We start from the raw sequence: 13663 nt of genomic DNA, 5'->3' as shown, positions 1-13663 counted from the left end.
TGAGCCGTCTCATGTTCGCGGAATTGCGATGGACAGCGGTTTCAAGCGGTCCTATCTCTATCGGCATGACTTGGGATGACGAAATCGACGCCTCCGGGCTTTTGTGCCCGCTGCCCGTTCTCAAGGCGCGCAAGAGGCTGCGCCAGATGGGACCGGGCGAGGTTCTGCGACTGCTGTCCACAGACCCGGCGGCAGTGATCGATGTGCCGCATTTCTGTAATGAATCCGGCCACGAATTCATTGGCATGCAGGATGTGGGCGACGCGACCGAATACCTGATCCGGCGCAGCTGATCAAGTCAGGCCAAGCATCGGATAAGGCAGGAACCGCACTGGATCGCCGGGGCGGATTTCGACCGCTTCGTCGGGCAATTCGACCAAACCTTCGGCCCAGGACAACCCGCTGATCCGCCCCGACCCTTCCGACCGGAACACCTCTGCGTGCCCCTCGGGGGTCAGGCGGGCGCGCAGAAATTCACGCCGCCCCGGTTTCTTGGATTTGCTGAAGGCGGCGGCAACGTCGAAGCCGGGCCTTTCTAGCCAGCCCCCCCCGGCCAGCAGCGAAAAGGCGGGGCGTGCAAAAACCAGCGCACAGACCAGCGCTGCCACCGGGTTGCCGGGCAGGCCGAAGACCGGCACGCCGTCCCACAAGGCCAGCGCCAGCGGCCGCCCCGGTTTCAGCGCGATGCGCCAGCTCGACAAGGTGCCCTTGCGGCGGAGCAGCGCTGAGACGTGATCTTCGTCCCCCGCCGAAGCACCACCGGAGGTCAGGATTACGTCGACCTTGGCGGCGGCCCCGGTCAGCCGTGCCTCGATCTCGGCCGGATCGTCGCGGACATGGCCCAGGTCCACCGGCGCGTAGCCCCAGCTGCGCGCCAGGTCCAACAACATCGGTCGATTGGCATCCCAGATCTGGTGCAGCTGGGCAGGATCTGCGGGCGAGGCCACGATTTCGTCGCCGGTGGACAACACGCCCACCCTCAGCCGGTCGAACGCCCGAACTTCGGCCACCCCGAGCGCCGACAGCAACGCCAGATCGGGTGCGCGCAGCCTGTGACCGGCGGATAGCGCCGTTTCACCCTCGGCCACGTCCTCCCCCGCCTTGCGGGTGTTTGCGAAGGGTTTGACGGGGCCGTCGAAGACGACCGCCGCGCCATCGAGCGCGGTGTCTTCCTCCAGCACCACGGTATCGACACCCTGGGGCAGGATCGCCCCGGTCAGGATGCGGATCGCGGCACCAGCGGGCACGGCGCCGTCAAAGGGCTGCCCCGCCGCCGCGCGGCCCTCGATGAGCGGCAGGCGCTGCGGCCCTGCCCCGGTCGCGGCATGGGCAAAGCCATAACCATCAACGGCGGAATTCTGACGCGGTGGGTTGGAACGCCGGGCGATGGCGTCAGACGACAGGATCAGGCCTGAGGCTTGGTCAAGCGGCACAAGGCGCGCCGGTTTGACAGGATGCAGCGCGGCACGCAACCGGTCCAGCGCCTCGTCCACCGGCACCCAGTCGACGCCCTGCGGCATGGCGAAACAGTCGTCCTTCAGGCGCGGCGGCACGGTGCGGGCGGACAGCGCGGCGCGCAGCGCCATCGGCTGCCCCGCGCCGGGCCGGGCCGCTTGCAGCGCCGCTTCCGGGCCTTCGGCCCGCTGCAGGTTGAAAAGCGCCTCTGCCAGCAACCGAACCTTTGCTTGCTGTACGGTCATCGCCGGATCGGCGGCGCAAAGGGCCGCGGCGTCGGGGGTCAACGCATCTGCTGAGACCTCAGCGATCATGGCGTCGCGCAGCCCGGCCAAGGCCCCTTCGGGCAGCTCTTCGTGCGCGCCCGCCTCGACCCCGATCAACACCGGGTCCGGCGCGATCTTGTCGGCCAGTTTCTCCATAGCGTCGGTCAGGTTGGCGACCTGAAAATTCCGCACCCCGTCCACAGTGGCGATGGCGCAGCAAATCTTCGCCCCGCCTTCCGGCAGGGACTCGGAGCGGCCCAGGACGATGACTTGCCCGACCGTCACAATCCCAGATCCTTCGCGATGAAATCGGCAATGGCAGCGGTATCGTCGAGATCGATCACCGGCAGGTCCAGATCGGCATGCGCGGTGTTGCTGGCCAGTGCCCGGACGGTGGCGTTTTCCGCCGCCAAGGGCGGTTTGCCGTTTTCATGGCGGTAGGCTTCGATCTTCGGATGGGCCTCGCGCTTGTAGCCCTCGATCAGGATCAGGTCGACCGGCGACATCTTCGCCAGCAGATCGGCAAGCGGCGGTTCCGGTTGTCCGCGCAGTTCGTGCATCAACGCCCAGCGGTTGGGCGAGGCCAGCATCACCTCGGACGCGCCCGCTTCGCGATGGCGGAAACTGTCGCGGCCCGGTTGGTCGACGTCGGTGCTGTGATGGGCGTGCTTGATGGTGGAAACGCTGAGTCCACGGGTGCAGAACTCCGCCACAAGCCTTTCCATTAAACCTGTTTTTCCTGCGTTTTTCCAGCCAGTTACACCGTATAGTTTCATCAAATCCTCAACAGCTTTTCAGCCTCATCAATATCTTCAGGGGTATTCACGTTGAAGAAAGGATCGAAGCCCTCCACATCGAACGCCGCCTGTCCCGCCTGATGCCCATCGGTCCAGATCACGATCTTGCGCAGGCCGCCCTGCAAGGCCGCGCGCAGGTCGTCGCGCAGGGCCACGGGCCAAAGCCCGAAGGTCGGTTGCCGCATGACCCTGCCGTCGGGCTGCCGCGAGGCCGCCAGCGCCAGCCCGGACGGCCCTGCCGCCGCTTGCAGCTGCACGACCAGATCGGCAGGGAAAAACGGCGTGTCAGCGGCGGCGGTAACGATGGCGTCGAACCCCTGTTCGGCTGCCCAGTCCATCCCCGCCAGCACCCCGGCCAGCGGCCCCGGATGATCGGGCATACTGTCGGGCAGCACCGGCAGGCCATAGGCGTCGAAGCGTGACGGATCGCCATTGGCGTTAAGCGCCAGTTGCGAAACCTGCGGCGTCAGCCGTTCGATCACGCGGTCCAACAGCGGCACGCCGCCGACCCGCTTCAGCCCCTTGTCGCCGCCGCCCATGCGTATGGCGCGGCCACCGGCGAGGATGATGCCGAGAGGTTTGGTCATAATAGTACCTCCGGCCATTTGGTTGGCCTCACGAAAAGTAATAGCACGGTTATCCCAATGACAACGGGCCACAGAAAGGCAAACGAAATGAACATCAAAGCGGCGGCTAGCAGCAAACACGGAAACAACAGACTGCCCCAAAACAGAACCCGACATTTGCGTAACGCCCGTCGCGCAGTTTCGGTGTGATCAAGGTGCGGAGGTTCCCCCCAGATCGCCAAGCGGTACAGTAGCCTCGTACGCGCAAGGTCGCGGCAAACGCCCGCCATCGGCGGTGTCGGGTTTTCCGTCGGCCACCCAAGCGCAGATCGCGTCTCCCATGACGTACGCTCCATCTCGGTAAAATACTGGCCAAGGCTGTTCCAGGTCTTCCACAGAAGGAAGAGACCGCCGAAACCAACGACGATCCAAATTAGAAAACCCGCAACCACCCATGCGCCGAAATCATCCATCATGGCTTACTGAAGCCCCCCTGCCGACCGTCCGCCCGCCACGGTCCTCTCTCATCCCGCGCTCTTCCTACGATGTTTCTTCTCTTCCTCCACCATCGTGGCCGGGTCTGCGTCGCGGATCAGCCGTTCCTCGCCCGCGAGACAGACAAATCTTTGCCCGCGCATCCGGCCGATCAGGGTCAGCCCGACCTGCCGCGCGATTTCCACGCCCCAGGCGGTGAAGCCCGAGCGCGAGGCCAGAACCGGGATCCCCATCAAGGCGGTCTTGATCACCATTTCCGAGGTCAGCCGCCCGGTCGTGTAGAGGATCTTGTCATCCGCCGGAACGTCGTGGCGGAACATGAAACCGGCGATCTTGTCGACCGCGTTGTGGCGCCCGACATCCTCCATATAAACTAGCGGCTTGTCACCCTGACACAGCACCGTGCCGTGGATCGCGCCCGCTTCGAGATAGAGCGAGGGAACGGTATTGATCTCCTTCGCCAGCGCATAGAGCCAGCTTGTCCGCACCTCCGCCTGCGGCAGGGTCAGTCCCTCCAGCCCCTCCATCATGTCGCCGAAAACCGTACCCACGGCGCAGCCGCTGGTGCGGGTCTTCTTCTTGACCTTTTCCTCGAAGGTGGTCTGCGCCCGGGTACGCACCACGACGGTTTCGATATCATCCTCGTAATCGACTCCGGTTACTTCATCATCGTCGCGTAACATCCCCTGATTACGCAAAAATCCAAGAGCGAGGTATTCCGGATGATCGCCGATTGTCATCGCGGTGACCACTTCCTGAGAGTTCAGGTAGATGGTCAGGGGACGTTCCTCGACCACCGAAATTTCGGTTTCCGCCCCGGTGTGATCGATGCCCGATATGCGCCGCGTCAGGCGCGGGTCATGTGGGGTCGGCAGGATGGGCAGATCTGGAAGCATCGCGAAGTCCCCGTAGATGATGGCTTGCTTTTTGGGTTTGAGATGCACCATTTATGTCCGGCGCGAAAATAGCAAGAGGGTCGGAGCATGCTGGGCTTTGTAGTTGCTGAAGGACGGGGCGAGGCGGATCGCTGCCTGCGCGAGGTCGCCGCAACGCTGCGCGCGGCCGGGGTGAAGGTGGCCGGCGCGGTGCAAAGCAATGTCGAAACCGATCCCGCCTACAAATGCCAGATGGATCTGCATATCCTGACCGGCGAAGTGGTGATCCGCATCAGCCAGGATCTGGGCGCGCTGTCGAAAGGGTGCCGGCTGGACCCCGAGGGGCTGGAACACGCAGTCGGGCTGGTCGCTGCCAGCCTGCTGCAAGATCCCGAGGTCCTGATCCTCAACAAGTTCGGCAAGCAGGAACTGGACGGGCGCGGCTTCCGCCCCGTCGTGGGCGAAGCTTTGCTGGCCGGCATCCCGGTCCTGACCGCTGTCAATCGCGGCAATGTCGAACAGTTCATGGAATTCGCCGGCGACATGGGGGAACAGTTGCCCGCCGACAAGCAGGTGCTGACCGATTGGGTGCTGGCACAACGTGCCGCGCTGCGGGCCTGAACGCGCTTTGGACAATTTGTCCGCGGAAAACCGCCCCGACCGTCAATTTGTCCATTTCGAGCCAAATTTTACGATGCTACCCCATGCGGGAACACTCAATATCTGGGCAGGGATAGACTGGGAATGAGCGACTTTTTCGGCGGTATCGCGCAGGCGGCCCGGCTGATCCTGACGCTGGACCCGGATCTGGCCGAAATCACCCTGCTGTCGCTGCGGGTCAGCCTGATGGCGACACTGATCGCTTCGCTGATCGGGTTGCCCTTGGGGGCGTGGCTGGCGATCAACCGCTTTCCGGCGCGGCGAACGGTGATTGCCTTGTTGAACGGGCTGATGGGGCTGCCGCCGGTGGTGGTGGGGCTGTTCGTCTACGTGCTGCTGTCGCGTTCGGGGCCGCTCGGGGTGCTGGGGCTGCTCTTCACCCCCACCGCGATGGTCATCGCGCAGGTCATCATCATCACCCCGATCATCGCCTCAATCGCGCATCAGGCGATCCGCGAACTCTGGGCCGATTACCACGACCTGCTGATTTCGCTTGGCGCGACTCGGCGGCAGCGGCTGATCACGCTGATCGTCGACGGGCAACGGCCGATGCTGACCGCGTCGTTGGCGGGCTTCGGGCGCGGCATCGGCGAGGTCGGCGCGATCATGATCGTGGGCGGCAACATCGACCATGCCACCCGGGTCCTGACCACGGCGATTTCGCTGGAAACCGGCAAGGGCGATTTCGAGATGGCGCTGGCGCTTGGGCTGATCCTAATCACGCTGGCAATTTCGGTGAACCTGGTGCTGCACACGCTGAACCGTACCGAAAGGGGGTCGCGATGGTAAGCTGGCTTTCGGCGGAAGGGCTGAGCGTGCGGCGCGGCGGCCGCACCCTGATGGGACCGGTCAGTTTCGACCTGACCGGCGACGGGATCGCGGTGGTGATGGGGCCGAACGGCGCTGGCAAGACGACACTCCTGCGGGCGCTGCATGGGCTGGAGCGGCGCCGCGGCGATGTCCGCTGGGGCGATGCTGGGCTGGCCGCGGGGCGCAACCAGGCCTTCGTGTTCCAGTCCCCGGTCTTGATGCGCCGGACGGTGCTCGACTGTATCGCCTTTCCGCTTCGCCTTGACGGGGTGGCGCGGGCCGAGGCGCGGGCGCGGGCCGAGGTACAGGCCACCCGGGTCGGGCTGCGCGTCGATCTGGGCGGCGCGGTCGAAGACATTTCCGGCGGCGAGAAACAGAAAATGGCGATGGCGCGGGCGCTGATCCGCGATCCCGGCATCATGTTCCTGGACGAACCCTGCGCCAATCTGGACGGGCGTTCGACCTGCGAAATCGAAGACATCCTGACCCAGATCCGCGACAGCGGCACAAGGATCATGATGTCGACACATGACATCGGCCAGGCGCGCCGCCTGGCCGGAGAAGTGCTGTTCCTGCACCAGGGCAAGCTGGAGGAACAGGGCATCGGCGACACATTTTTCGACGCGCCGAAATCCAAAGCCGCAACGGCCTATTTGAGGGGGGATATCCTACTATGAACCTATTGAAATCCATCGTAATGGGGGCTGCGACCGCACTTTTCGCCGTCGCGGCCCATGCCGAGGACATGAAGATGTCGGTGACGACGTCCTTCGCCAATTCCGGGCTGGCCGACGTGCTGCTGCCCGAGATCAAGGCTGATACAGGCATCAACGTGCAGCTGCTGATCGTCGGCACCGGACAGGCGCTGAAACTGGGCGCGGCGGGCGATGTCGACGCGGTCCTGGTCCATTCGCGCCCGGCCGAAGAAAAGTGGCTGACCGCAGGCAACGGCACCCATCGCCGCGAGATCATGTATAACGATTTCATCTTCGTCGGCCCCTCGGACGACCCGGCAAAGGCGGGCGCGGCCGAGAAAGCCACCGGCGCGCTGCAGGCGATCGAGGCGGCCAAGGCGCCCTTCGTCAGCCGCGGCGATGACAGCGGCACCCACAAGATGGAAAAGCGGCTGTGGACGGCGGCGGGCATAGCGCCCGAGGGCGACTGGTACCGCGCCGTGGGTCAGGGCATGGGCGCGGCGCTGAACACCGCGTCGGGAATGAACGCCTATATCATGTCGGACCGCGCCAGCTGGTTGAAATTCGCCAACAAGGGCGATCTGAAGCTGGTCTTCGAAGGCGATCCGATCCTGTTCAACCAATACGCCTACATGCCGGTGAATCCCGAAAAGCACCCGCATGTGAAGCACGACCTGGCTGAGAAGCTGGAAGCCTGGCTGGTCAGCGACAAGGCGAAGGCGCTGATCAATGGTTACACGCTGAACGGCGAAACGCTGTTCACCTTCAACGCCAAGACCGAGTGATCCTACCCGAGATGAACGATGAAAGCCCGCCGGGTCCGGCGGGCTTTTTCATGCGGGAAAGCATGTACTGAGGATAACCGCCCGGCGCCATCGTTTCGGCTTGGGTACATTTAGTCGTCCAGCGATCCGTGGATGGCGAACTGGTCCAGCCCGGCGTCGGAAGCTTCGATGAAACGGTATTGTTCGCGCACCCCTGCCCCGGTCAATTCGCGCGCCACGGTCAGCACCGTGTTGGGCGCGTGATCGGCGCAAAGTTCGGCCATCTGGCGCAGTTCCTCTTCCGCCACCGGCAGCGCCGCCTCGACCGAGGGGGCGCCGTAAACGGCGACGAAATGCTCGGCCAGTCGCCGGGTCAGCATGTCCAGTTCCGCAGGTTCGATCCGGGTCACGGCGACGAAGGTCACCCGCCCGAAGGTTTCCACCCCGAGCCAGCCATTGGCGAAGGCCTGCCGCGCCTTGCCCACCAGGTCGGCCTCGGACCAGTTGGAAAACTCGAACCCGCCACTGACGCACCATTCGCCGGTGCGCGCGGGGGAATGGAACACGTTCAGGTCGCTTTCATCGAAATGGATCGCGCGGGCAAGCAGCATCAACAGCCCTCCTCAAGGATTTCGGTCAGCGGGATCAGCCGGCTGTCGCCGTCGGGCCGCTTCAGGATCATGCCGAAGTTTTCGTCGACGCCAAGGAACCTGCCCTCCAGCCGGTCGCGTTTCAGCGGCACAGAAACGTTCTCACCCATGTGCCAGACAAGGCCCTCCCATTCGCGGTAAAGCGCCTTGCGCCCTTCTTCGGTTTCCAGCCCGTTGAGCCAGTAAAGCGAATGGCGCGCCCACCCTTCCAGCAGTTCCAGCGCGTCCAGTTCGCCGCAGCCTTCTTCCAGCAAAGAGGTCCAGTCCGGCGTTTGCCCCGGTTCCAGCCCCTCCCCGGCCTCGTGGCGCAGGAACAACTCGAACGCCACCACCAACCAATCGGGCACCGCCGCCGGATCGTCGGTGCTGCCATAAACATGCAGCCCCCCGGCGTGCCCGCCATTGACGCGGATGCCGCCGGTCCATTCGAAATGCACCCCGGTTTCCGGCGGCGCCGAAACGCCGAGCGCGTTCTGCAGCGCCACCCCGCAGGCCACGAAGGCGGCCATTGCGGTTTCCAGCGGCTCCTCGGGCGCCAGCACAAGCGCCGCGCGCAACCGGCTGTCGGTGACCGACCAGGGCAGCAAACCGGCATCAATGCCGCGACGGGCCTCCTTGCAGGCGATGGTGACCGGGTTGGCCGGCCCCGCCGCCAGCCCCTTCAGCAGAGGCGGGAATTGCGGTGTCAGGATCGTCATGCGACGCCCTCGGCCACCAGTTTGCGGGCGATGTCGCGGAACACCTGCGCCTGCGGCGAGTTGGGTGCCGACACCACGATCGGCGCGCCGCCATCGGCGGCCATGCGGATATCGAGATGCAGCGGCACCTCGGCCAGCAGCGGCACGCCGAGCTTTTCCGCCTCGGCCGCGACGCCGCCATGGCCGAAGATGTGTTCCTCGTGGCCGCAATTGGAACAGATATGGGTGCTCATGTTCTCGATCAGGCCATAGATCGGCACGTCGAGCTTGTTGAACATGTCGATCCCCTTGCGGGCATCCAAGAGCGCCACGTCCTGCGGCGTCGACACGATGATGGCGCCGTCCAGATGGGTTTTCTGCGCCAGCGTCATCTGCACGTCGCCGGTGCCCGGTGGCAGATCGACGATCAGCACGTCCAGGGCGCCCCATTGCACCTGGAACAGCATCTGCTGCAGCGCGCCCATCAGCATCGGGCCGCGCCAGACCACCGCCTCGTCCTCCTGCGTCAAGAGCCCCAGCGACATCAGGGTGACGCCGTGGTTGCGCAGCGGCAGGATGGTCTTGCCGTCGGGCGACGCGGGCCGCCCTGACACGCCCAGCATGCGCGGCTGCGAGGGCCCGTAGACATCGGCATCCAGCAGCCCCACCCGGCGGCCTTCGGCGGCTAGGGCGGTGGCAAGGTTGGCCGACACGGTGGATTTGCCCACCCCGCCCTTGCCCGAGGCGATGGCGATGATCCGGTCCACCCCCGGCACCTTTTCGGGACCGGCGGGTTTGGGTCGCGCGCCCGCTTTCAGATCGGGCGGCGGGGTCGGTGCGCTGTGCGCGGTCATAACGACCGAAACGGTGTCGACACCGGCAAGCGCCTTGACCCGCGCCTCGGCTTCGGCCCGGACCGGTTCCAGCGCACCAGCGCGGGAGGGATCGATTTCCAGCACGAACCGCACCGTGCCACCATCGACCGTCAGGGCGCGGACCATGCCCGCCGACACGATGTCGGAGCCGCTGATCGGGTCGGTCAGATCTTTCAGAGTGCTCAGAACCTCTTCGCGGGTCGCGGTCATTCGGCTGCGCCTTTGATTTCGCCCTCTACCACGTGTTCCAGACCCAGTTCCTTGATGGTCAGCACCATCCTGGCCTTGTGCGGGCCGGTTTGTGCGCCCGCGCCGGCGTCACGCAAAGCGGCCTCGATCGCCTGCTGCGAGGTGACGCCGACCTGCTTGAGGAATTTGCGAACGGACATGTTCAGTTCATCGTTCATCGGATACTCCTGCTTCTTTCTTTTCGCGTTGACCTGTCGGCATGACACTTCCTAGCGTAGCGCCATGCCTGTGAAACTTGCAAAACACCTTTTCGCGGTCCTGGTTTTTCTTTGCCTGGGCAGCGCCGGCGCGACCGAAGAGGAAAGGCAATTCCGTCTGCGCGCCGATCCCGAACTGGAACGCAGCGGTCTCATGCGCTTCGTCCTGCCGCGGTTCACGCTGAAGACCGGGCGGCGGGTGGAACTGGTGACGGATCAGGCCGACATGGTATTCGCGGTGCTGCCGGACGGCACCCCCGTCGTGGCGCGCGGACCACGCGTGTTTTCGGCCCGGCTGGATAGCGACAACTCCGCCGCAAAGCGGTTTTACGACTGGTTGCTGTCGGATGTCGGTCAGGCGACGCTCCTTGATTTCACGCCGGAAACCGGGCCGCGTTTCGCACCGGTCACGGTCAAGGGCGCGGTCGAAGAGGTGGTTTTCGAAGGCGACGTCGCGCTTGGCGCCGCGGTGGCGGGCCGCCATTGCACCCGCTGCCACCGGGTGTCGCCCGAGGACCGCAGCACGATCGGATCGACCCCGTCCTTCATGGCCCTGCGCGCCCTGCCCGACTGGCACGAACGCTTCACGGCCTTCTTCGCGCTGAATCCGCACCCGTCTTTCCTGCGGGTAGAAGGCGTCAGCCCCGAATTCGATCCGGGCCGCCCGCCCACGATCACCCCGGTCGTGGTGACGCCCGAAGAAGTGGACGCGCTTCTGGCCTATGTGTCGACAGTCACGCCTGCCGATCTGGGCGAAGAGATCCGGCATCAGTGATCGCGGCGCTTGCTGAAGTAGTCGTCGGTGGTGCGCACCTTCGGCCGGTCGGCCGAGGCGAAGGGGTTGTCGGTACTGTGATACTGCGCCTTCACCCGGCAATCGTCGCACATCTGGATCAGCCGCCCGGTATCGCTGTCGGCGAACATGCTGTGTTTGCCGGCCAGTTTCTCGACGATCTTTTCGACCGTCGACTTCACCCCGAAGGGCGCGCCGCATTCGATGCAGCAGAACGGTTCTTCCTCGTTCAGCGTTTGCAACTTCATCACATCGTCGGACGGATCGAAGCGCGGTTGCAGCGAAATCGCCTTTTCCGGGCAGATATTGGCGCACAACCCGCATTGCAAACAGGCGTCTTCCTGGAACCGCAGCTCGGGCTTGTCGGGATTGTCCACCAATGCGCCAGAGGGGCACAGCGACACGCAGGACAGGCACAGCGTACAGGCATCCGTGTAGACCAGAACCGCACCGTAAGGCGCGTTTTCGGGCAACGGCACCGGCGCGTCCTGCGGCCCCAGCAGAGATTTCGCCGCCATCCGCGCGACCTGTCGCCGGTCGCCCATCAGAAGCACCGGTTCGACCTGCTGCGGCGTGGTTTCGGCATCGTAAAGCGCGTCCGACATCGCGTCGGGCGTATCAACGTCCAGCAGGAACAGACGGGTCGCGCCGCCCATCGCCTGCGCCAGCGCGATTTCGCGGCGGATCGGGTCGCGTTCGGTCCGGGGCGCGGCAAGAATATGTACCGCGCAGAAGCCAGAGGCCAGCGCCGCCAGCATTTCGGCATGGCCGAACCCGGTCAGCGCGCCCACAGACAGCGGCAAGACGTTGCCGGGCAATCCGCGTCCGAAGCGGGCCGACAGCGCGATCATCTCGGCACCGTGGCTGTCGTCATGGACCAGAAGTACCGGGTTTTCGCCGCCCGCTTTCAGGAAGGTTTCAGCCAATGTCCGAACCCGCGTGTTCACCGTGGCAACCGGCGGCGCATCGTACTTGATCGCGCCGGAGGGACAGAGCGAGGAACAGGCGCCGCAGCCGGCGCAGACCAGCGGGTCGATATCGACGTGATCGCCGGCGGGCAGGATCGCCCCGGTCGGGCAGATATCGAGGCAATTGCTGCACCCCGTCTGGCCGGCGCGGGAATGGGCGCACAAGTGCTGTTCCAGCGTCAAGAACAGGGTCTTCTCGAACGTGCCGATCAGCTGCGCGGCCTCGAACACGGCATCGGCCACCGCCTTCTGGCTGCCGGGATCGGCGCGCAAATACCCGTCGCGTTTTTCCGGCGCCGGGAACAGCGGCGCGTTGCCGGACAGGTCCAAGATGATGTCGCAGCGGGTTTTCGCAGCGTCCCGCGGCGCCGTGGTGGCAAATCCGCCGCGCCCCGCCGGGTTGAGCAATTCCACCGCGTCCAGCGCCACGTCGAATTGCCCGAACGCGCCGGTGACGGTCTTAAGCCGTCCGCGAAGCGTTTCGAAACGGCGGTCCAGCGGCAGTTCCTCGCCCGGATCGAGCAGCAGAGTGACCGCCAGCGCCTCGCTCAGCCGCTCGGCGGCGGCGATGGCGACATCTGATCTGCCTAAGATCAGGCACTGGCCTTCCGAGGAGATGTCGAACGTTTTCACCGGAGGCTGGGCGACCTGCGCCTCGGCCACCAAGGCCGCCATCTTGGGGCCGGGTTCGGGACTTTCCGTCCATCCTGCCCGGTCGCGGATATCGACGAATTCGGGCGGCGCGACCGACAGTTCCTCGGCCAGTTCGCGGAACTTCTGGGCCTCCTGCTGGCAGGCAATGATCGCCTCACCGCTGGAAATCTCTTTCGCGGCGATGTCCAATTCACGGCCGCAGAGTTCCGAATGGACGCGCGAACAGCGCAGGTTTTCACGCCCTTCGAAGACCTTCGGCTCTATCGACTGAGACCCCGAACAGTTGCATAATATCAATCGCTTAGCCACGTTTCCCTCCCAGAGCCCAGATTGCGAGGGGCGGCGGATGCCCGCCCTCGCGGCGTGATGCTAGGCATGAAAAGGCCGGAGGGGTAAAGGCCAAATCAGGTGATTCGCGCAAAAACCGTTAAGATTAATTCCGACTAAAAAAGGGGGTTTATTGCGATCTGGACAATTCGTCCCAAGCCCCCTGCCGACCCGTGACCCATTGTGGACAAATTGTCTGCCGCGTCGCAGCAATCCGGGGTTTCTTCGACTTTCCCGAAAATTGACGTGGACGGCCCGGATTCGGCCTGCAAGCTAGTTATCGGAGGGTGTGCAATCGTACACCATGAGGGAGCTTGAAATCTGACATGGCGGTCATCCGCGACACGATACCGGTCGGCATCATCGTCCGCAGAACCCCCGGCGTCACCCGCTGGGCGGCATGGTCGTGGCGGGTGTCGGCCCTTCTGCCCGGCGCCGGCCCCGCCGATTGGCGCGAATTGCGCCGCGAGGGCGACGCGGTGGAATTCCATGCCGCGACGATGACCCTGGAACTGTTTTCCAGCGACACGCAGGGCTATGTCGTTTCGCTGGCCTCGAAAACGCCCTGCCTCTACGTGGTGCTGTCCGAGGATGACTCGGCCGATGCCAAACTGCCGTGGAAGCCCGAATTGCTGACCGCCTCTGCCTTCGAAGGCCAAGGCTATGCCGAAAGCGGCGAAGGCTTGGTCGAACGGGTGCCGATGCCGTTGCCGCTGATTTCGTTCGTCCGCGATTTCGTGCAGGCCCACCATGTCGAGGAAGAATTCGCCAAGCGCAAGCGCGACCGCAAGCGGGTCGATCTTGTCGAGGATGGCAAGGGCGATGCCCGCATCCGCCAGCTGTCCGATGTCTACCGCGCGCCGCGCCCGATCCGGGGGGATGTGCATTGA

Annotated in this window: 16 protein-coding genes; 7 read left to right on the top strand and 9 right to left on the bottom strand. The window is 64.7% G+C overall.

The window, feature by feature from the left end; all coding sequences use genetic code 11:
- The first annotated feature begins 65 nt into the window (after nucleotides 1-65).
- A complete protein-coding gene (locus tag IT775_RS00155) occupies nucleotides 66-293 on the top strand; it encodes a sulfurtransferase TusA family protein (RefSeq protein ID WP_212699047.1) in 228 nt (75 codons plus the stop codon).
- On the opposite strand, the gene IT775_RS00150 is transcribed toward IT775_RS00155, so the two are convergent.
- The 4 genes from IT775_RS00150 to IT775_RS00135 all read right to left on the bottom strand — a co-directional run bounded on the left by IT775_RS00150 (nucleotide 294) and on the right by IT775_RS00135 (nucleotide 4475).
- Nucleotides 294-2006 (bottom strand): molybdopterin-binding protein, encoded by a 1713-nt coding sequence (locus IT775_RS00150; RefSeq protein WP_343231087.1) that lies wholly within the window; start codon nucleotides 2004-2006, stop codon nucleotides 294-296. It abuts the gene before it with no gap.
- Nucleotides 2003-2497 carry a molybdopterin-guanine dinucleotide biosynthesis protein B gene (gene mobB / locus IT775_RS00145; RefSeq protein ID WP_212699046.1) on the bottom strand — a complete coding sequence of 165 codons (495 nt, stop codon included), beginning with the start codon at nucleotides 2495-2497 and terminating at the stop codon, nucleotides 2003-2005. The genes IT775_RS00150 and mobB overlap by 4 nt, the downstream gene beginning before the upstream one ends.
- Nucleotides 2497-3105, bottom strand: coding sequence for a molybdenum cofactor guanylyltransferase MobA (gene mobA, locus IT775_RS00140; RefSeq protein WP_212699045.1), 609 nt, complete (start codon nucleotides 3103-3105; stop codon nucleotides 2497-2499). Before mobA ends, mobB begins: the two co-directional genes overlap by 1 nt.
- A 503-nt stretch (nucleotides 3106-3608) precedes the next feature.
- On the bottom strand, nucleotides 3609-4475 hold the full coding sequence (locus tag IT775_RS00135) for a formate dehydrogenase accessory sulfurtransferase FdhD (protein WP_212699044.1): 867 nt from the start codon (nucleotides 4473-4475) through the stop codon (nucleotides 3609-3611).
- Nucleotides 4476-4562: 87 nt separating this feature from the next.
- Between IT775_RS00135 and IT775_RS00130 the strand changes: the two genes are divergently transcribed.
- From IT775_RS00130 to IT775_RS00115, 4 genes are all read left to right on the top strand, one after another.
- A complete protein-coding gene (locus IT775_RS00130; RefSeq protein WP_212699043.1) occupies nucleotides 4563-5075 on the top strand; it encodes a DUF2478 domain-containing protein in 513 nt (170 codons plus the stop codon).
- Nucleotides 5076-5198: 123 nt separating this feature from the next.
- Nucleotides 5199-5903 carry an ABC transporter permease gene (locus IT775_RS00125; protein ID WP_212699042.1) on the top strand — a complete coding sequence of 235 codons (705 nt, stop codon included), beginning with the start codon at nucleotides 5199-5201 and terminating at the stop codon, nucleotides 5901-5903.
- Complete coding sequence (locus IT775_RS00120; protein ID WP_212699041.1) at nucleotides 5897-6601, top strand: ATP-binding cassette domain-containing protein; 705 nt, start codon at nucleotides 5897-5899, stop codon at nucleotides 6599-6601. The genes IT775_RS00125 and IT775_RS00120 overlap by 7 nt, the downstream gene beginning before the upstream one ends.
- Nucleotides 6598-7404 carry an ABC transporter substrate-binding protein gene (locus IT775_RS00115; protein ID WP_373050304.1) on the top strand — a complete coding sequence of 269 codons (807 nt, stop codon included), beginning with the start codon at nucleotides 6598-6600 and terminating at the stop codon, nucleotides 7402-7404. The genes IT775_RS00120 and IT775_RS00115 overlap by 4 nt, the downstream gene beginning before the upstream one ends.
- A 110-nt stretch (nucleotides 7405-7514) precedes the next feature.
- On the opposite strand, the gene IT775_RS00110 is transcribed toward IT775_RS00115, so the two are convergent.
- Genes IT775_RS00110 through IT775_RS00095 form a run of 4 tightly spaced genes read right to left on the bottom strand, consistent with a single transcriptional unit; the run spans nucleotide 7515 to nucleotide 9992 of the window.
- Entirely contained in the window at nucleotides 7515-7994 is a 480-nt protein-coding gene (locus tag IT775_RS00110) for a DUF6505 family protein (protein WP_212699040.1), read from the bottom strand.
- Nucleotides 7994-8731, bottom strand: a complete 738-nt coding sequence (locus IT775_RS00105; protein ID WP_212699039.1) for a biotin/lipoate--protein ligase family protein — start codon at nucleotides 8729-8731, stop codon at nucleotides 7994-7996. Before IT775_RS00105 ends, IT775_RS00110 begins: the two co-directional genes overlap by 1 nt.
- Entirely contained in the window at nucleotides 8728-9795 is a 1068-nt protein-coding gene (apbC, locus tag IT775_RS00100; protein WP_212699038.1) for an iron-sulfur cluster carrier protein ApbC, read from the bottom strand. The genes IT775_RS00105 and apbC overlap by 4 nt, the downstream gene beginning before the upstream one ends.
- Nucleotides 9792-9992: a DUF6494 family protein gene (locus tag IT775_RS00095; protein ID WP_212699037.1), complete on the bottom strand. Its 201-nt coding sequence runs from the start codon at nucleotides 9990-9992 to the stop codon at nucleotides 9792-9794. Before IT775_RS00095 ends, apbC begins: the two co-directional genes overlap by 4 nt.
- 64 nt (nucleotides 9993-10056) lie before the next feature.
- Between IT775_RS00095 and IT775_RS00090 the strand changes: the two genes are divergently transcribed.
- Nucleotides 10057-10806, top strand: a complete 750-nt coding sequence (locus tag IT775_RS00090) for a c-type cytochrome (RefSeq protein WP_212699036.1) — start codon at nucleotides 10057-10059, stop codon at nucleotides 10804-10806.
- On the opposite strand, the gene IT775_RS00085 is transcribed toward IT775_RS00090, so the two are convergent.
- The gene (locus tag IT775_RS00085; RefSeq protein WP_212699035.1) at nucleotides 10800-12755 is read right to left on the bottom strand and encodes a 4Fe-4S binding protein; all 1956 of its coding nucleotides are present in this window, start codon (nucleotides 12753-12755) and stop codon (nucleotides 10800-10802) included. The genes IT775_RS00090 and IT775_RS00085 overlap by 7 nt on opposite strands.
- A gap of 344 nt (nucleotides 12756-13099) precedes the next feature.
- Between IT775_RS00085 and IT775_RS00080 the strand changes: the two genes are divergently transcribed.
- On the top strand, nucleotides 13100-13663 hold the full coding sequence (locus IT775_RS00080) for a DUF3305 domain-containing protein (protein ID WP_212699034.1): 564 nt from the start codon (nucleotides 13100-13102) through the stop codon (nucleotides 13661-13663).

The organism is Thalassovita aquimarina (assembly GCF_018219815.1).
GTDB classification, from domain to species: Bacteria; Pseudomonadota; Alphaproteobacteria; order Rhodobacterales; family Rhodobacteraceae; genus Thalassobius; species Thalassobius aquimarinus.
The sequence above is the reverse complement of the archived record's forward strand: the minus strand, read 5'-3'. Positions and strand labels throughout refer to the sequence as shown.